Annotated in this window: 3 protein-coding genes and 1 pseudogene; all 4 read left to right on the top strand. The window is 64.8% G+C overall.

The genetic code is table 11. The features are described from left to right. Positions 1-190: pseudogene (locus DMX06_RS23810) on the top strand (ShlB/FhaC/HecB family hemolysin secretion/activation protein); the annotation flags it as partial. A 32-nt stretch (positions 191-222) separates the two neighbouring features. Further along, positions 223-13,569, top strand: coding sequence for a hemagglutinin repeat-containing protein (locus tag DMX06_RS23815; protein WP_110739628.1), 13,347 nt, complete (start codon positions 223-225; stop codon positions 13,567-13,569). A gap of 19 nt (positions 13,570-13,588) precedes the next feature. Continuing rightward, the gene (locus DMX06_RS23820; protein WP_110739629.1) at positions 13,589-13,981 is read left to right on the top strand and encodes an SMI1/KNR4 family protein; all 393 of its coding nucleotides are present in this window, start codon (positions 13,589-13,591) and stop codon (positions 13,979-13,981) included. Between the two features lie 205 nt (positions 13,982-14,186). Beyond that, the gene (locus DMX06_RS23825; protein WP_110739630.1) at positions 14,187-15,113 is read left to right on the top strand and encodes a DMT family transporter; all 927 of its coding nucleotides are present in this window, start codon (positions 14,187-14,189) and stop codon (positions 15,111-15,113) included. Positions 15,114-15,147: the final 34 nt, after the last annotated feature.

Genomic DNA, 15,147 nt, shown 5'->3' on the forward strand with positions numbered 1-15,147 from the left:
CCTCGGGGTGATCCGCAACGATCGCTACAACGGCGAGTACCACGGCCGTGCCAGCAGCCACTCGCTGGAGCTGTTCGCCCGCGGCCAGCACATGGCCGCCAGCGTGACCTTCGCCCACAGCCTGGAACGCCCCGACGTGCTGACCGAGAAGGAACGCCCGGTGTATTTCCGCCTGGATTTCTTCCTCTGATCCACCTGATCCCCTGACTTACGAGACCTGACATGGACGTCCGCCTGTTCGCCTTCCTGGCCCGCCAACGCTCGGCCGCCATTCAGCCTCGTGAGCGTTTCTGCGGGTTGCCCAAGCGGGGCCTGGCGTTCCTGCTGGCCAACGCCATGTTCTGGCAGCCATTCTGGGCGCAGGCCGCCGAAGGCGTGGTGGTCAGCGGGCCGGGCACCCGGCTGGACCAGGCGGGCAATGGCGTGCCGATCATCAACATCGCCGCGCCCAATGGCAGCGGGCTGTCGCACAACCAGTTCAGCGACTACAACGTCGGCCAGCAGGGGCTGATCCTCAACAACGCCACCGAGCGCACCCAGGCCACCCAGCTGGGCGGGATCATCCTTGGCAACCCCAACCTCCACGGCCAGGCGGCCAACGTCATCCTCAACGAGGTCAACGGCGCCAACGCCAGCCAGCTGCGTGGCTACACCGAGGTCGCGGGGCATGCGGCGCATGTCATCGTCGCCAACCCCCACGGCATCACCTGCGATGGTTGCGGTTTCATCAACACGCCACAGGCCACGCTCAGCACCGGCAAGCCGGTGATCGAGAACGGCCAGCTGACCCGTTACCAGGTCGACCAGGGACACATCGCCATCGAAGGCGCGGGGATCAATGCCAGCAACGTCGACAGCTTCGAGCTGATTGCCCGCAGCACCAAGATCAATGCCGAGATCCAGGCCCGCAACCTGGCCATTATCGCCGGGCGCAACGATGTCGATGCCCGCACCTTGGCGGCCACCGCGCGTGCTGACGACGGCAGCGCCAAGCCGAGCCTGGCGATCGACTCCAGCGCGCTGGGCGGTATGTATGCCGGCGCGGTCAGGCTGGTCGGCACCGAGGCCGGTGTCGGTGTGCGCCTCGACGGGCGGATGATCGCCAGCGGTGGCGATATCCAGCTCGATGCCAATGGCCAGCTGAGCATGGCCCAGGCCAGCGCTGCCGGCGATGTGAGCATCCGGGCGGCCGGTATCGATGCGCAGGGGCCGGTACATGCCGGCAAGCAACTGCAGGTGGAAAGCCGCGGTGACCTGGTCAACCGCCAGGGGCTGACTGCGGCAGGTTCGGTGCAACTGGACGCGTCAGGCCAACTGAGCAACCTTGGGGGCATCCAGGCCGGCATCCAGGCCGATGGCAGCCGCGCGGCCGATGCCGACCTGAAGATCAACGCCGGAGCCGTGGACAACCGCAGCCAGCGCCTGATCGCCAGCGGTGACCTGAAGCTGACCACGGGCGGTCGCCTGAATAACCAGGGCGGCAGCCTCAGCGCCGGGCGCCATGTCGACATCAACGCCGCAACGCTGGACAACCGCCAGCAGGGCAAGGTTGTCGCGGACGGGCGCATGACCCTGGCCGGTGGGCAACTGCTCAACAGCGACCGTGGCCAGATCATCAGCCAAGGGGCACTGAATGCCACCTGGGCGCACCTCGACAACCAGGCCGGTGAGTTGTCCAGCTTCGATGCCCTGATCGTGCATCTCGACCAGGCGCTGCTCAATGTCGATGGCGTGGTTTCTGGTGCTGGCATGGAGATCCATGCCCTGACGCTGAACAACCTGCGTGGCGTGGTGTCCAGCAGTGCCGGCCTGGAGCTGGTCAGTGGCGCGGATATCGACAACCAGCACGGTGAGATCTCCAGTGCCGGCGCCAGCCAGCTGCGCGCCGCCAGCCTCGACAACCGTGGCGGCAGGCTCAGTGCCGATCAGGCGCTGACGCTGACCGTCGGCCAGGCTCTGGATAACCGCAAAGGCGTGCTGGCCTCGGGTACGGCGCTGACGGTGAGCGCCGCCAGCCTCGACAACCGCGAGCAGGGCAAGCTGCTCAGCGATGGCACACTGACCGCCAAGGTCAGCGGCGTGCTCGACAACCAGGACAAAGGCTTGCTCAGTGGTACTGGCGCGACGCACATCGAGGCCGGCCAGCTGGACAATCGCGGCGGGCGACTGGTTGGCAAGGACTTGCTGACCCTGCAAGGCCAGCGCTGGGACAACCGTGGAGGCAAGATCGAGGGCGATGGCGCGATGACGCTGACCCTCGACCAGCTCGACAACCGTGACCAGGGCCTGGTCAGTGGCCAGGCCGGGGTGCGCTTCAATGGCACTGAGCTGCTCAACCAAATTGGTATCTTCGGCGCTAAGGGCAACCTGGATCTGGTCGCTGCGCACCTGGACAACAGCGGCGGCAGCCTGACCAGCGGTGGTGATCTCGATGGGCAGGTCACGCGCCTGGAACAGCTCGGCGGCAAGCTGTCCGCCGACGGCAAGCTGACCCTCAAGGGCGATTCGCTGGTCAACCGCCAGGGCGCCGTGCTGGGCGCCGGGCAGGGCATGCGCCTGACCGTGGGCAACGTCGACAACCGTGGCGGCGAGCTGTCCGCGGCCAAGGCGCTCAGCCTGACCGGCCAGCACCTGGACAACACCGGCGGCCAGGTCCTGGCCGACACCGACCTGTCGCTGACGGTGGCCGAGGTCATCAACCAGGCCCAGGGCCTGCTGCGCGGCAAGGGCCAACTGACCCTTGAGGGCCAGACCCTGGACAACCGCGACGGGCGTGTATCCGGCGAGCAGGGCGCGCGCCTGCGCCTGGGCCAGGCGCTCGACAACGGCAAGGGGCTGCTGACCAGCGAGGGTGACCTCGATATCGGCGCCGCCAGCCTCGACAACAGCGACGCGGAGCTGAGCAGCGCCGGCAAGCTCACCCTGGCCACCACCGGCAAGGTAGACAACCAGCGCGGTTCGATCACCGCCGATGGCACCCTCGACCTGCGTAGCGCCAGCCTGGACAACCGTGCCGGCGAGATCGGCGCCCAGGGGGCCGTGGACATCGCCACCGGCACGCTGGACAACCGCGACAGCGGGCATGTGGTCGGCAACGACCGCCTGACCATCAAGGCCGGCCAGGTCAACAATGCAGGCAGCGATAGCCGCATCGACAGCGATGGCGCAATGAACCTGACCGCCACCGGCTTCGACCAGCAGGCCGGGCGCCTGCTGAGCAAGGCCTCGATCACCCTCGACCTGGGCCAGGGCGCATTGGTCAACCATGGCCTGATCAAGGCTCCGCTGCTGGTGTTGAACAACCTCGGCAGCGTCGACAACCAGCGGGGCGAGATTTCCAGCTCGCAAGGTTTCACCCTCGTCACCACGACGCTGGACAACCGCCAGGGCAAGCTGATCAGCGACCAGGCCTTGACGGTGCGTATCGCCCAGGCACTGGACAATACCAAGGGGCTGGTCTCGGCCAAGGGCCTGGACCTGCGTGCCGCCAGCCTGGACAACCGCGAAGGTGAAGTCAGCAGCCGCTCCAGCCTGGTCGTGGCTATTGATGATCGCCTGGACAATCGCCAGGGCACATTGGTAGGCGACACCTCGCTGAAGCTCGACGCCAAGACCCTGGACAACAGCAAGGGCAAGATCTCCGGCAAGGGCCGCGGCGAGATCGAGGCCGCCACACTGCTCAACACTGCGGGTTCGCTGGTCAGCCTGGAGCAGTTGCGGATCAAGGGTGGCGAGCTGGACAACCGTGAGTCAGGGCTGCTCGGCAGCAACGGTGCCCTGACCCTGGACGTCGATCGGATCGACAACCGTGGCGGCGAGATCACCGGCAAGGCCGCTGTCGGCGTGACCGGCACCTCGCTGGACAACAGTGACGGTGGCCTGCTGGTCGCCGGCACGGGCATGACCCTCGCCTTGCAGGCACTGCTCAACCGCAACAAGGCACGTATCGAGGCCCAGACCGGTCTGACCCTGACCGGCCTGACCCTGGACAACGACGGTGGCCGCCTGACCAGCCAGCGTGACATGACCCTGACCTTGACCGGCGCGGCGCTCAACCGCCTTGGCCTGATCAGCGCCGAGGGCCAATTGGTGATGGCCGCGCAAAGCCTGGACAACAGCACCGGCAAACTGGACAGCGCCGGCAGCCTGAAACTGACCACGGCGGGCGCGCTGCTCAACCAGGGTGGCGAGTTGCTGAGCGACAGCGACATCACCCTGGCCAGCGCCAGCCTGGACAACACCGACAAGGGCGTTATTGCCAGCAAGAGCGCGCTGGTCATTACCACCGGGCAGCTGGACAACAGCCGCCAGGGCAGCATCAGCAGCAACCGCACCCTCGATCTGCATGCTGGTCAACTGGACAATCGCGACGGTGGCCGAGTCGGTAGCCGTGAAGCACTCGGCGCAACGGTTACCGGCCTCGACCAGCAGGGTGGCAAGCTGTTCAGTGACACTTCGGTGAACCTCGACCTGAGCCATGGCCACCTGGATAACCGTGGCGGCCTGATCAATGCCCCGTCGCTGCTGCTGAACAATCTCAAGACCGTGGCCAACCAGGGTGGCGAGATTTCCAGCGCGCAAGCGTTCACCGTCGCCGCTGAGCAACTGGACAACGGCAACGGCCGTTTGCTCAGTGACCAGCGCCTGCTGCTGCAGATCAGCCAGCGCCTGGACAACCTCAAGGGCCTGATCGGCGCCCAGTCGCTGGAGGTTCATGCCGGTGTGCTGAGCAACCGCGACGGTGGCCGCATCGAAGCCAAGGACGCGCTCGCACTCACCAGCAAGGGCGTGGACAACCACGGCGGCAAACTGCTTGGCAGCAGCCTTGCACTGGACCTGCTCGGCGCCGACCTGGACAACGGCGCCGGCCTGATCACCACCGCCGGCCCACTGACCCTTGCCAACCTGGCCAAGCTGGCCAACCAGGGCGGCGAGATCTCCACCGCCCAGGCCCTGCGCCTGGATGTCAGCGAACTGGACAACCGTGACGGCAAGCTGATCAGCGAACAAACCCTGGCCATCACCAGCGGCGCCATCGACAACCGTAACGGCCTGGTTTCGGGCTGGCAGGGGCTGACCGTGACCGGCCAGAGCCTGGACAACCGCCAGCAAGGCACCCTGTCGAGCCGTTCCGGTGCCGTGCAGGCGACCGTGGCCGGCGCCTTGCGCAACAGTGACGGCGGCGCGCTGGTCGCCCAGCAGCGCCTGGACGTCAAAGCCGACAGCCTGGACAACAGCGCCAAGGGCATCCTGTCCAGCGGCAGCGGCCAGCAGCTGACGATCAAGGCGGCCCTGGACAACCATGAAGGTGGCCTGATCGATGCCGGTGAAAAACTGGTCATCAGCGCTGGCGCCCTCGACAACCACGGCGGCCGCGTGGCCACCCGCCAGGACCTCGGCCTGACCGCCGCGAGCCTGAACAACAACGACGGCAACCTCGCCGCCCAGGGCGCCCTGACCCTCGATCTGCTCGCCGACCTGCTCAACCGCAAGGGCACGCTGTTCGCCGGCAAGGACCTGCTGATCCAGCGCGCCGGCCTGGTCGACAACCAGGGTGGCCAGATCGCCAGCCAGGGCCTGCTCAAGGTGCTGGCCGGCAGCATCGACAACAGCCAGCGCGGCACCCTGGCCGCCAATGGCGCGCTCGTGCTCAACAGCAGCGGGGCGCTCAGCAATACGGGCGATGGCCTGATCTACAGCCAGCAGGGCGACGTAGGCCTGCAGGCGGCCAGCCTGAACAACACCAAGGGCACCGTGCAGGCCAAGGGCGCGATCAGCGTGCAGGCCACTGGCGTGCTCGACAACCAGGGCGGCAAGCTGATCGCCCAGGACGGCGCGCTGAGCGTGACCGCCGACACCCTCGACAACCGCGGCGGCATCCTTGCCAGCTTCAAGCAGTCGCTGGGTGTGCGTACCACCGGTGTGCTGCGCAATGGCAGCGACGCCAATGGCCAGCGCGGCATCCTTCAGGCCCTGGGCCTCGATGTGCAGAGCGCCAGCCTCGACAACTACGGCGGGCGCATCGCGGCGCTGGGTGGTGATGCACTGATCCGCACCGGGCAGCTGGACAACCGCGACGGCGGCATCTCCGCCAGTGGCCTGCTCAAGGTCAACGGCGCCAGCCTGCTCAACGGTGGCGACGCGCGCGGCGAAATGGTCGGCCAGCGTATCGATATCGGACTCAGTGGCGCCCTGGACAACCGTGGCGGCATCGTCGAAAGCGCGAGTATTTTCGCCATCTCGGCCGCCAGCCTGGATAACCAGGCTGGCCAGTTGCGTGCCGTGGGCAGCACAGGCAAGAGCCAGTTCGCCATTGGCGGCCTGTTCGACAACCGCACCGGGCTGGTGGAAGTCGGCAATACCGACCTGACGCTCGGCGTCGGCGTGTTGCAGAACGTCGGCGGCAAGGTGCTGCATGCGGGCAAGGGCGTGTTCGACATCGACACGCTCAACCTGACCCGCGCTGGCGGCAATCTGATCACCCGTGGCGGTCTGACCCTGACCGCCGACAGCTGGACCAACGCCAGCGTGATCCAGGCCGGGCGCCTGACGGTCAACGTCAACAACCTCACCCAGACCGCCGGCGGCCAGTTGCTGGCATTCGACAGCCTGGTGGGCAACGGCGGCAACTGGAGCAACGAAGGCCTGATTGCCAGTGACGGTGATCTCAGCCTGAACCTGGGGGGCACTTACAGCAGCGCCAATGGGCGGGTGAACAGCCTGGGTACGCTGGGCGTGAGCGCGGCGCAGATGAGCCTGGGTGGCAACGCCAGCATCACCGGCGTGGGCAACACCACGGTCAACGTGGCGGGCCTGCTGAGCAACCAGGGACGGCTGAGTGCAGCGGGTGATCTGCTGGTCAATGCCGGCAGCCTGAACAACCTGGGGACCCTGGGAGGCAACCAGCTGGTGCGCGTGACCGCCGGCAGCCTGCGCAACGATCGCAGCCTGTTGTTCAGTGGCGGGGACATGCAGCTGTACACCGGGACCCTGACCAACTTCTATGGCGACGTCTACAGCCTGGGTGGGCTGACGGTGGCGGGCAATGCCGCAGGTGGACTGGCGGGCAAGGTGGAGAACATCTCCGGCAGCCTGGAAAGTGCAGGGGACATGCGCCTGAATGCGCAGACGATCGAGAACCGCAAGGAAATCTTCAAGACCACGGGGGCCCCGACCTGGAGCTCGATCGGCATGCGTCAGACCGGTCCGGGCGGCGGTCATATGGTGCTTGAGGAGTACTACGAGAAGAAGGTCGAGATCGACTCGCCCGCCGGCGCCATCCGTGCTGGCCGCGACCTGTTCGTGCTCGGGGGGCGGCTGGAGAACTCGGCTTCGGTGATCACCGCACAGCGTGATATCACGGTCAATGTGCAGAACTTCCTCAACAAGGGCGAGGCACTGGGCACCTATTCGGTATTGAAGTCGTTCACCCTGTCAGGCGTGGACAAGGTCAAGTACGCCATGCCGTATTTTGCTGCGGTGATGCGCTACAACGCAGCCAATGACCCGGAATACACAAGGGCCAACAGTAACGGCGACAGACACCTTGTTGGCACATTGCGCATGTGGGATGCCAACTGGAACGAGTCACGCATCACGCCCTACACCCGGCTTGGCGGTACCGCGAACTTCAACACCATCGCGGTCATCGGTTGGAAGAGCTGGTTCGACGGCTTCTCGCTCAGTGCGCTGAACATTGCGCCGGCATACAACCCGAATGCGAGAGCGCCGCTGCCCGCGCAGATTCAAGGCGTCACGTTCTACGACCAGCGTACCATCGAGCACGGCACTCAGGTCGGTGCCGCGAATGCTGTGGTACAGGCGGGTGGCCGGGTAAGCATCAATGCCACCAGGGATGTGATCAACAGCGTCATCCAGGAAGGGCTGACGGTCAGTGGTCCGGCAGGCAAGGCGTTTGACCCCAAGCTGCCTGGCGCTGCCGGTAACACGGTTATCCGTATTCACGCCCAGCTTCCCCCTGACCTGGCGCAACAACAGGTCAACCCCCTGGCGTTGGGCGGCTTCACCTTGCCCACCGGCCAGAACGGACTGTTCCGCCTGAGTGGCCAGGGGGGCAGTGCCGCGGGTGCCTCGCCGCAGGGTTGGACACTGGGAACTGCCGAGGTTTCGAACCAGGGCCGCCAGGCGCTGGTACCAGGTGGTCAGCCCGGCGCGCTGCAGGCCATGGACGCCAGTGCGGGTAACCAGAGCCATCAGGACATCGACCGCATCGCCCACCAGGGCGGTGCCGTGGGCGGCAACGCAAGTGCCATCGGTGTCTACGCACCGGGCGGTGCAGCGGTTGACGCCACCCCTGTGCCGCGACATCCCGGTGCCAACGGCAACCCGTGGAGTAACTCACGTCCCGACATTGCGGGTGTCACCCGTATGCCGGACAGCCAATACACCAGCAAGCCACACAAGTACCTGATCGAGACCAACCCGGTCCTGACCGACCTCAAGCAGTTCATGAGCTCCGACTACCTGCTCGGCAACCTGGGCTACGATCCGGACCAGAGCTGGAAGCGCCTGGGCGATGGCCTCTACGAGCAACGTCTGATCCAGCAGGCGGTGGTGGCCCGTACTGGCCAGCAGTTCATCGATGGCCAGACCTCCGGCGAGCAGTTGTTCAAGTACCTGATGGACAATGCCCTGCGCAGCAAGGACCAGCTGCAGCTCAGCCTGGGCGTGGGCCTGACGGCTTCCCAGGTGGCGGTGCTGACCCATGACATCGTGTGGATGGAAAAACACCAGGTCAACGGCGAGGAAGTCCTGGTACCGGTGCTTTACCTGGCCCAGGCCAACAATCGCCTTGCCCCCAACGGCGCGTTGATCGCCGGTCAGGACGTGGAACTGATCGCCGGCGAGAACCTGACCAACGTCGGGACCTTGCAGGCCAGCCGCAACCTGTCCGCCACCGCTGGCAACAACTTGGTCAACACCGGCCTGATCCAGGCTGGAGAGCGCCTGGAACTGCTGGCCGGCAACAACCTGAGCAACAGCGCCGGCGGCATCATCACCGGGCGCGACGTGAGCCTGACCGCGGTCAATGGGGACATCCTCAACCAGCGCGACCAGGTGCGCGCCGTCACCAACTTCGGCGGCACCAGCCAGCACAAGGACTACCTGGATAACGCCGCCCGTATCGAAGCTGGGAACAGCCTCAGCCTCAAGGCGGGCCAGGACATCAACAACGTCGCCAGTGTGATCCAGAGTGGCGGCGACCTGTCCCTCAACGCCGGGCGCGATGTCAGCCTGCTGTCGATCGAGGAGCGCGAAGGCTTCTACAGCAACCGCCAGCGCAACAACACCGTACAGCAGCATGGCGCGACGGTTACCGCCGGTCGCGACCTGAGCATTGGCGCGGGCCGCGATCTCACCGCGGTGGCCAGCCAGATCGATGCAGGCCGCAACCTGTCCCTGGCCGCGGGCGAAGACCTGAACCTGACCTCCGCCGCCAACGAAGCCCACAGCTTCAGCCGCAGCAAGAAGGTCACCCAGTCCAAGGACCAGGTCACCCAGGTCTCGACCACGGTCAAGGCCGGTGGTGACGTGTCGCTGTCTGCCGGCCAGGACATGGCCATCGTCGCCAGCCAGGTCAAGGGCAAGGGCGATGTCGACATCGACGTCGAGCGCGACCTGACCATCGCTTCCGCCCAGGACGAAAGTGCCTCCTACTACCTCAAGAAGAGCAAGGGTTCGTTCGGTCGCAAGAGTTCGAACCAGAAGGAGAGCTACCACAGCACCAACGTCGCCTCGGTGATCGAGGCCGGTGGTGATCTCACCGTCAACGTCAGCAAGCGGGACTATGGCGGCATCTCCCTGGATGGCGGCCGCGATGTCACGGTGATCGGCAGCCAGCTCAAGGCCGGCGGCGACCTCATGATTGGCGCGACGGGCGATGTGGCGGTGCTGTCCGGCGTCGAAGAGCATGGCGAGTTCAGCAAGAAGACCAAGTCCGGCTTCCTGGGCCTGTCGAAGAGCGGCAAGAGCCAGCTCAAGACCAGCGCCACCCAGGTGGGCAGCGAGCTCGATGCCGGCAACGACATTGTCCTGGCGGCGGGCAGCGACGTGCGCCTGCGAGCGAGCAAGGCCAATGCCGGCAACGATGTGGAACTGCGTGCCGGGTTGGTGGATGACGAGGGCGATGTCAACCTGGTGTCGGCCAACGACACCGCCTATAGCCGCAGCGAGGAGTACAAACAGAAGCTCAAGCTGTCGCTTTCGGCCAAGGACATGCTGTCGCCGACAGCGCTGATGCTGCCGGGCGTGCAAAACGTCTCGATCCCCTCGGTGTCGATTGCGTCGGCAAAGACCTCCGGGCATGAAGCGCGCAGCAGCACCAGTGTCGGCAGCCAGGTGGTCGCCGTGCGCGACGCCACCCTGGAGGCGGAACGCGATATCAACGTGCTCGGTAGCGGGATCAATGCCGGACGCAATGTCAGCCTCAATGCCGGGCGTGACGTGAACATCACTGCGGCGCAGAACCAACGTGACGATACGCAGTGGTCCAAGTCGAGCAGCGTCGGTCTGCATTCGGACACCGACGACAACGGTACCAATTTCTTCGCAGGCGTTGAAAAAGAGAAAGCCAAGGACCGCCTGCGCGAGCAGTTGGCTGCCGGCAGTCGCATCCAGGCTGGCAAGGACCTGGATATCAATGCCGGGCGTGATATCAACCAGACCGGTTCGGACTTGCTGGCAGGGCACGATATCAGCCTTGGCGCCGGACGAGACATCAATATCGATGCCGGCCGTGACACGCGTATCCAGGAGCAGGAACGCGAGTATGAGAGCCAGGGGGTCAGCGGCTCGATCAAACATAACGCCGGCAGTACCAAGGATGCGATAAGCAATACCGGCAAGGGCGAAGATGGCGTCAGCAAGGGTTCCAGCACCTTGCAGACCGTGGACGCCATCGGCCAGTTCTTCTCCGGCCCCACCGGTGACGGCAAGATCGGTACCAGCAAGCAGACCAGCAGCCAGCAAAGCGTGGAGCAGAGCAATCGGTCTTCGACGCTGGAGGCCGGCAACGATGTGAAGATGCAGGCCGGCAACGACGTCAATATCAAGGGCAGCAAGGTCCAGGCCGGGCGTGACATCGACATCAAAGGCCGGGATATCAACATCGATGTCGCCAAGGGCAGCAGCAGCCAGGAAAGCAACCAGTCGCAGAGCTGGGGTGGCGTGCATGGTGGCACCAGTGGCGGCTTCAAGGTCGGCATCGGCGGCAGCCATGGCACTGCCAGTGCCGATGGCCAGCAGGGCACCTCCACGCCTTCGCAGCTGGAGGCCGGCGGCAACATCAAGCTCGACGCCAGCAATGACCTGAACATCGTGGGCAGCCAGGTCAAGGCCGGCCGCGATGTGGAGTTGAATGCCGGCAATGAGCTGAACATCGTGGCTGCCAAGAACGACAGCCAGCAAGAGCAGAACCGTCATAGCGGCGGTGGCGAGGTCGGCCTGACCTTCGGCTCGGAAGGTGTGGGTGTCTACGCCAGCGTCAACATGGGCAAGGGCGACCTGGAGCGTGAAACCCAGCGTCATCAGCAAGCCTATGTGTATGCCGGTGACCAGCTGAAGTTCACCAGTGGCAAGGACACCAACATCAAGGGCGCCCAGGTACGCGGCGACGAAGTGATTGGCCGTGTCGGTGGCGACCTCAACGTGGCCTCGGCCATCGACACCGGCAAGGTCAAGGGCAAGGAGTTCGACATCAATGCCACCGTCACCGTGGGCCCGGGCGCCGGTGTCAGTGGCTCGGTCGGCTATGGCAAGACCACCGGCAAGACCGAGTGGGTCGAGGACCAGACGCGTATCACCGGGCGTGACAAGGTCGATATCCGCACCGAGAACCACACCCAGCTCGACGGTGCGCTGATCGCCGCCGACAACGGCAATCTCAAGCTCGATACCGGCACCCTGGGCTTCAGCGACATTGCCGGCAAGGACAAGGAGCACGGTTACTACCTGAACGTGGGTGGCAGCTGGAAGAAGGGGTCGGCCAGTGCCGAGCAGGACCCTTCCAACGGCAAGGTCACCGCAGACGCAGGCAACGGCGAGAAGGGTCCGAAGAACCAGACCAGCTGGAGCGTCAGTGGCTGGGAGTATGAAAAGGACCGCGAGCAGACCGTCCGCGCCACCGTGGGTGCCGGTGATATCACTGTGCGCAAGGACGCCGAGACCGGCCAGGACTCCACCGTCGGGCTGAACCGTGATCTCGACAAAGCCTACGAAATCACGCGGGACAAGGAGTCGCGCACCGATCTCTATGTGACCGACAGCTCGCTGCACGATGTGCTGAATCCCAAGGAGACGCTGCAGAAATGGAGCGATGGGCTGCTCGACTACGACAAGACGGCGCTGAAGAACTTCGAACAGGCTGGCAATGCCCTCAACGCCCTGGTCAATCGTTACCAGCGCATGACCGGGCGGCCAATGGACAGCGGCGCTGTCGCGGTCGCGGGCCGGGCGCTGGCGGAAAACACCCTCGAGTCGCTGATCCTGGCAGGGATGTCGCCACGCGATGCCATGGCCTTGATGGGCAAGGAAGACTTCCAGACCCAGGTATTGCAGCAGCTCAACAACCTTGAGCATGTGTTCGAGCAGTCGCAGGATTTCACCCGCGAGCTTGAGCGAAATCTGGGGGCTCTGCAGCTTGACACGACACATGTCACGGCGGAGCGCGACAGCGTCCAATGGACGCTGACCTATGTCTCGACCATCAACGAGTACCTGGACGCGCATCCGGATGGGGCCGAGGCGGTCACCGTGGCACTTGCCATGCTGCAAGGCCCCAAGGCTGTCATCCAGTTGGCTGTCAGCCAGGTGATCGACCAGACGGAGCTGGGCAAGGACTTCAATGCCAAGGTCGAGGAGGCCGTGGCGAAGGTTGGCAAGTACATTGCCGAGCGCATGGAAGGAGAGGACGACCTCGACAAGAAGGAAGGTGGCGACTTCCTGATTGGCGGTGGCAAGTTGATCACCAGCGTGATCATGGGTGCCATACCAGGACGCAAGGGCGGCACCCACCATGAAGGGAGCAATGGGCCGGGATCTCACCTGGATGTGCCGGACACCCGCAAGCCGCACGAGCCGCCTGCCGGCGATGTACCGCCCAAGGGGCCGACATCGGCGTTCACCCAGCTTTCCAGCCAGGCACGGCGTTATCTCAATGAGCTGGAGGCGCACACGGGCCTCAAGGTCACCGCCGAGCAACGCGACAACCTGGCAAATGCCTTGCGCGAAAAGAACTACACCAAGCTTACGCCCAAGGAAACCCAGAAACACCGACGCGAGTTCAACAAGGTCAAGGACGAGCTGATCGGCCAGTGGGAAACCAAGACAGGCCAGACGTGGCCCCGCTACACCGAGAATGTGATGAGCAAGGATGGAACAAAGGTGGTGCGCAAGGCCGGACAGCCCTACGATGCGCACCACATCATCGAAAGTGGGTTCGGCGGACCTAACGAATGGTGGAACATGCACCCGGCACGCTTCCCCGACCAGCATCAAGGTGGCATCCATGGGAAAGACAGCGTGGGCAGGGAAATCTTCACATCACGATAAGAGGGCAGTGTGAATGGGAATGTATGACGATCTGCAGCCGGACAAGGTGTCCGGCCCCCTTTCCAAACTGACGACAGCCGAAGCGCAGGTGCTCTCGGCGCTGGCTGGCCCCCATTCGCAGGTGCCGGCCGATTACCTGGCGTTCATCAGGGAGCTTGGATGGGGGGAAGTGGGTGAGGCGGCCTATATGTTGTACGAAGGCCTGCTCACGCCTGACCAGGTCTACGATGAGGACGGGAACACCGCCCTGGAAGGCATCCTGCTGTTCGGCGATGACCTGCAGGGTTACTGCTCAGGGTTCGATACGAACAATGGTTGGGTGGTCGTCGATATCGACCCGGTGAGCCGTGAGGCCCACCAGGTGGCGGACAGTTTCTCCGAGTTCATACGCGAACTGTTGGGTGATTTGTAGTCCGTGTGAACTGCAAGGGCCAGGTACTTCCAGGCTGTGCCCCGCGCCAAGCAACCTGTTGCGGCATTCGGAAGGTTATCCGCCGACGCACGAATTGCTAGCAGGGCAATTTAGGCTGGTATCGGCAAGGCCTGGCGTCTGATAATCGGGATCCATTCTCACTGCCGAGCCTTGCCATGTCGTTCAACCCGCTGAGGGGCCGCCCATGACCGCGGTCCGCAAGAACCCCGACGCCTTCGCCTTCCAGGTCATGCTGGGGCTGTGCCTGATCTGGGGCTGCCAGCAGGTGCTGATCAAATCCGCTGCCGTGGACATTGCACCGGTCATGCAGGCGGCGTTTCGCAATGGCATCGCCGCGCTGCTGGTGGGGCTGCTGGTTTGTTGGCGGGGTGGCTGGAGCCAGGTGGGCAGCACCTGGCGCGCCGGGTTGCTGGCCGGCGCGCTGTTCGGCCTGGAGTTCCTGTTCATTGCCGAGGGGCTGAAGCTGACCTCGGCGGCGCATATGTCGGTGTTCCTCTACACCGCGCCTATTTTCACTGCCCTGGGGCTGCATTTCATGATGCCCAGCGAACGGCTGCGGTTGTTGCAGTGGCTGGGCATCCTGCTGGCGTTCGGGGGGATTGCCCTGGCCTTCGCCGGTGGCGTTTCCCTCGAACACCTCGATGGACGCATGTTGCTGGGCGATGCCCTGGCGATCCTGGCGGGCCTGGCCTGGGGCGCGACCACGGTGGTGGTGCGGGGTTCGCGCCTGTCCGAGGCGCCGGCGACCCTGACCCTGTTCTACCAGCTGGCAGTAGGGTTTGTCGGGCTGGTACTGATCGCCCTGGTGAGCGGGCAGATCGCCGATTTCTCGCTGACCCCGCTGGCGGTGGGCAGCGTGCTGTTCCAGGGGATCGTGGTGTCGTTTGTGAGTTACCTGACCTGGTTCTGGTTGCTGCGCAAATACCTGGCCTCGAACCTGGCGGTGTTTTCCTTCATCACGCCGTTGTTCGGGGTGACCTTCGGCGTGCTGCTGCTGGATGAGCCGTTGAGCTTGAACTTCGTGATCGGGGCTGTGATGGTGCTGCTCGGGGTGGTCATGGTCAGCGCCGAGGCGTGGGTGCGGCAGCAGTTGCGCAGGGTCGTGGGGTAGGCGTTTGGCGGGGCCGGTGCAATCGCGGGGCAAG

The organism is Pseudomonas mosselii, from assembly GCF_003205295.1.
Lineage (GTDB): Bacteria > Pseudomonadota > Gammaproteobacteria > Pseudomonadales > Pseudomonadaceae > Aquipseudomonas > Aquipseudomonas mosselii_B.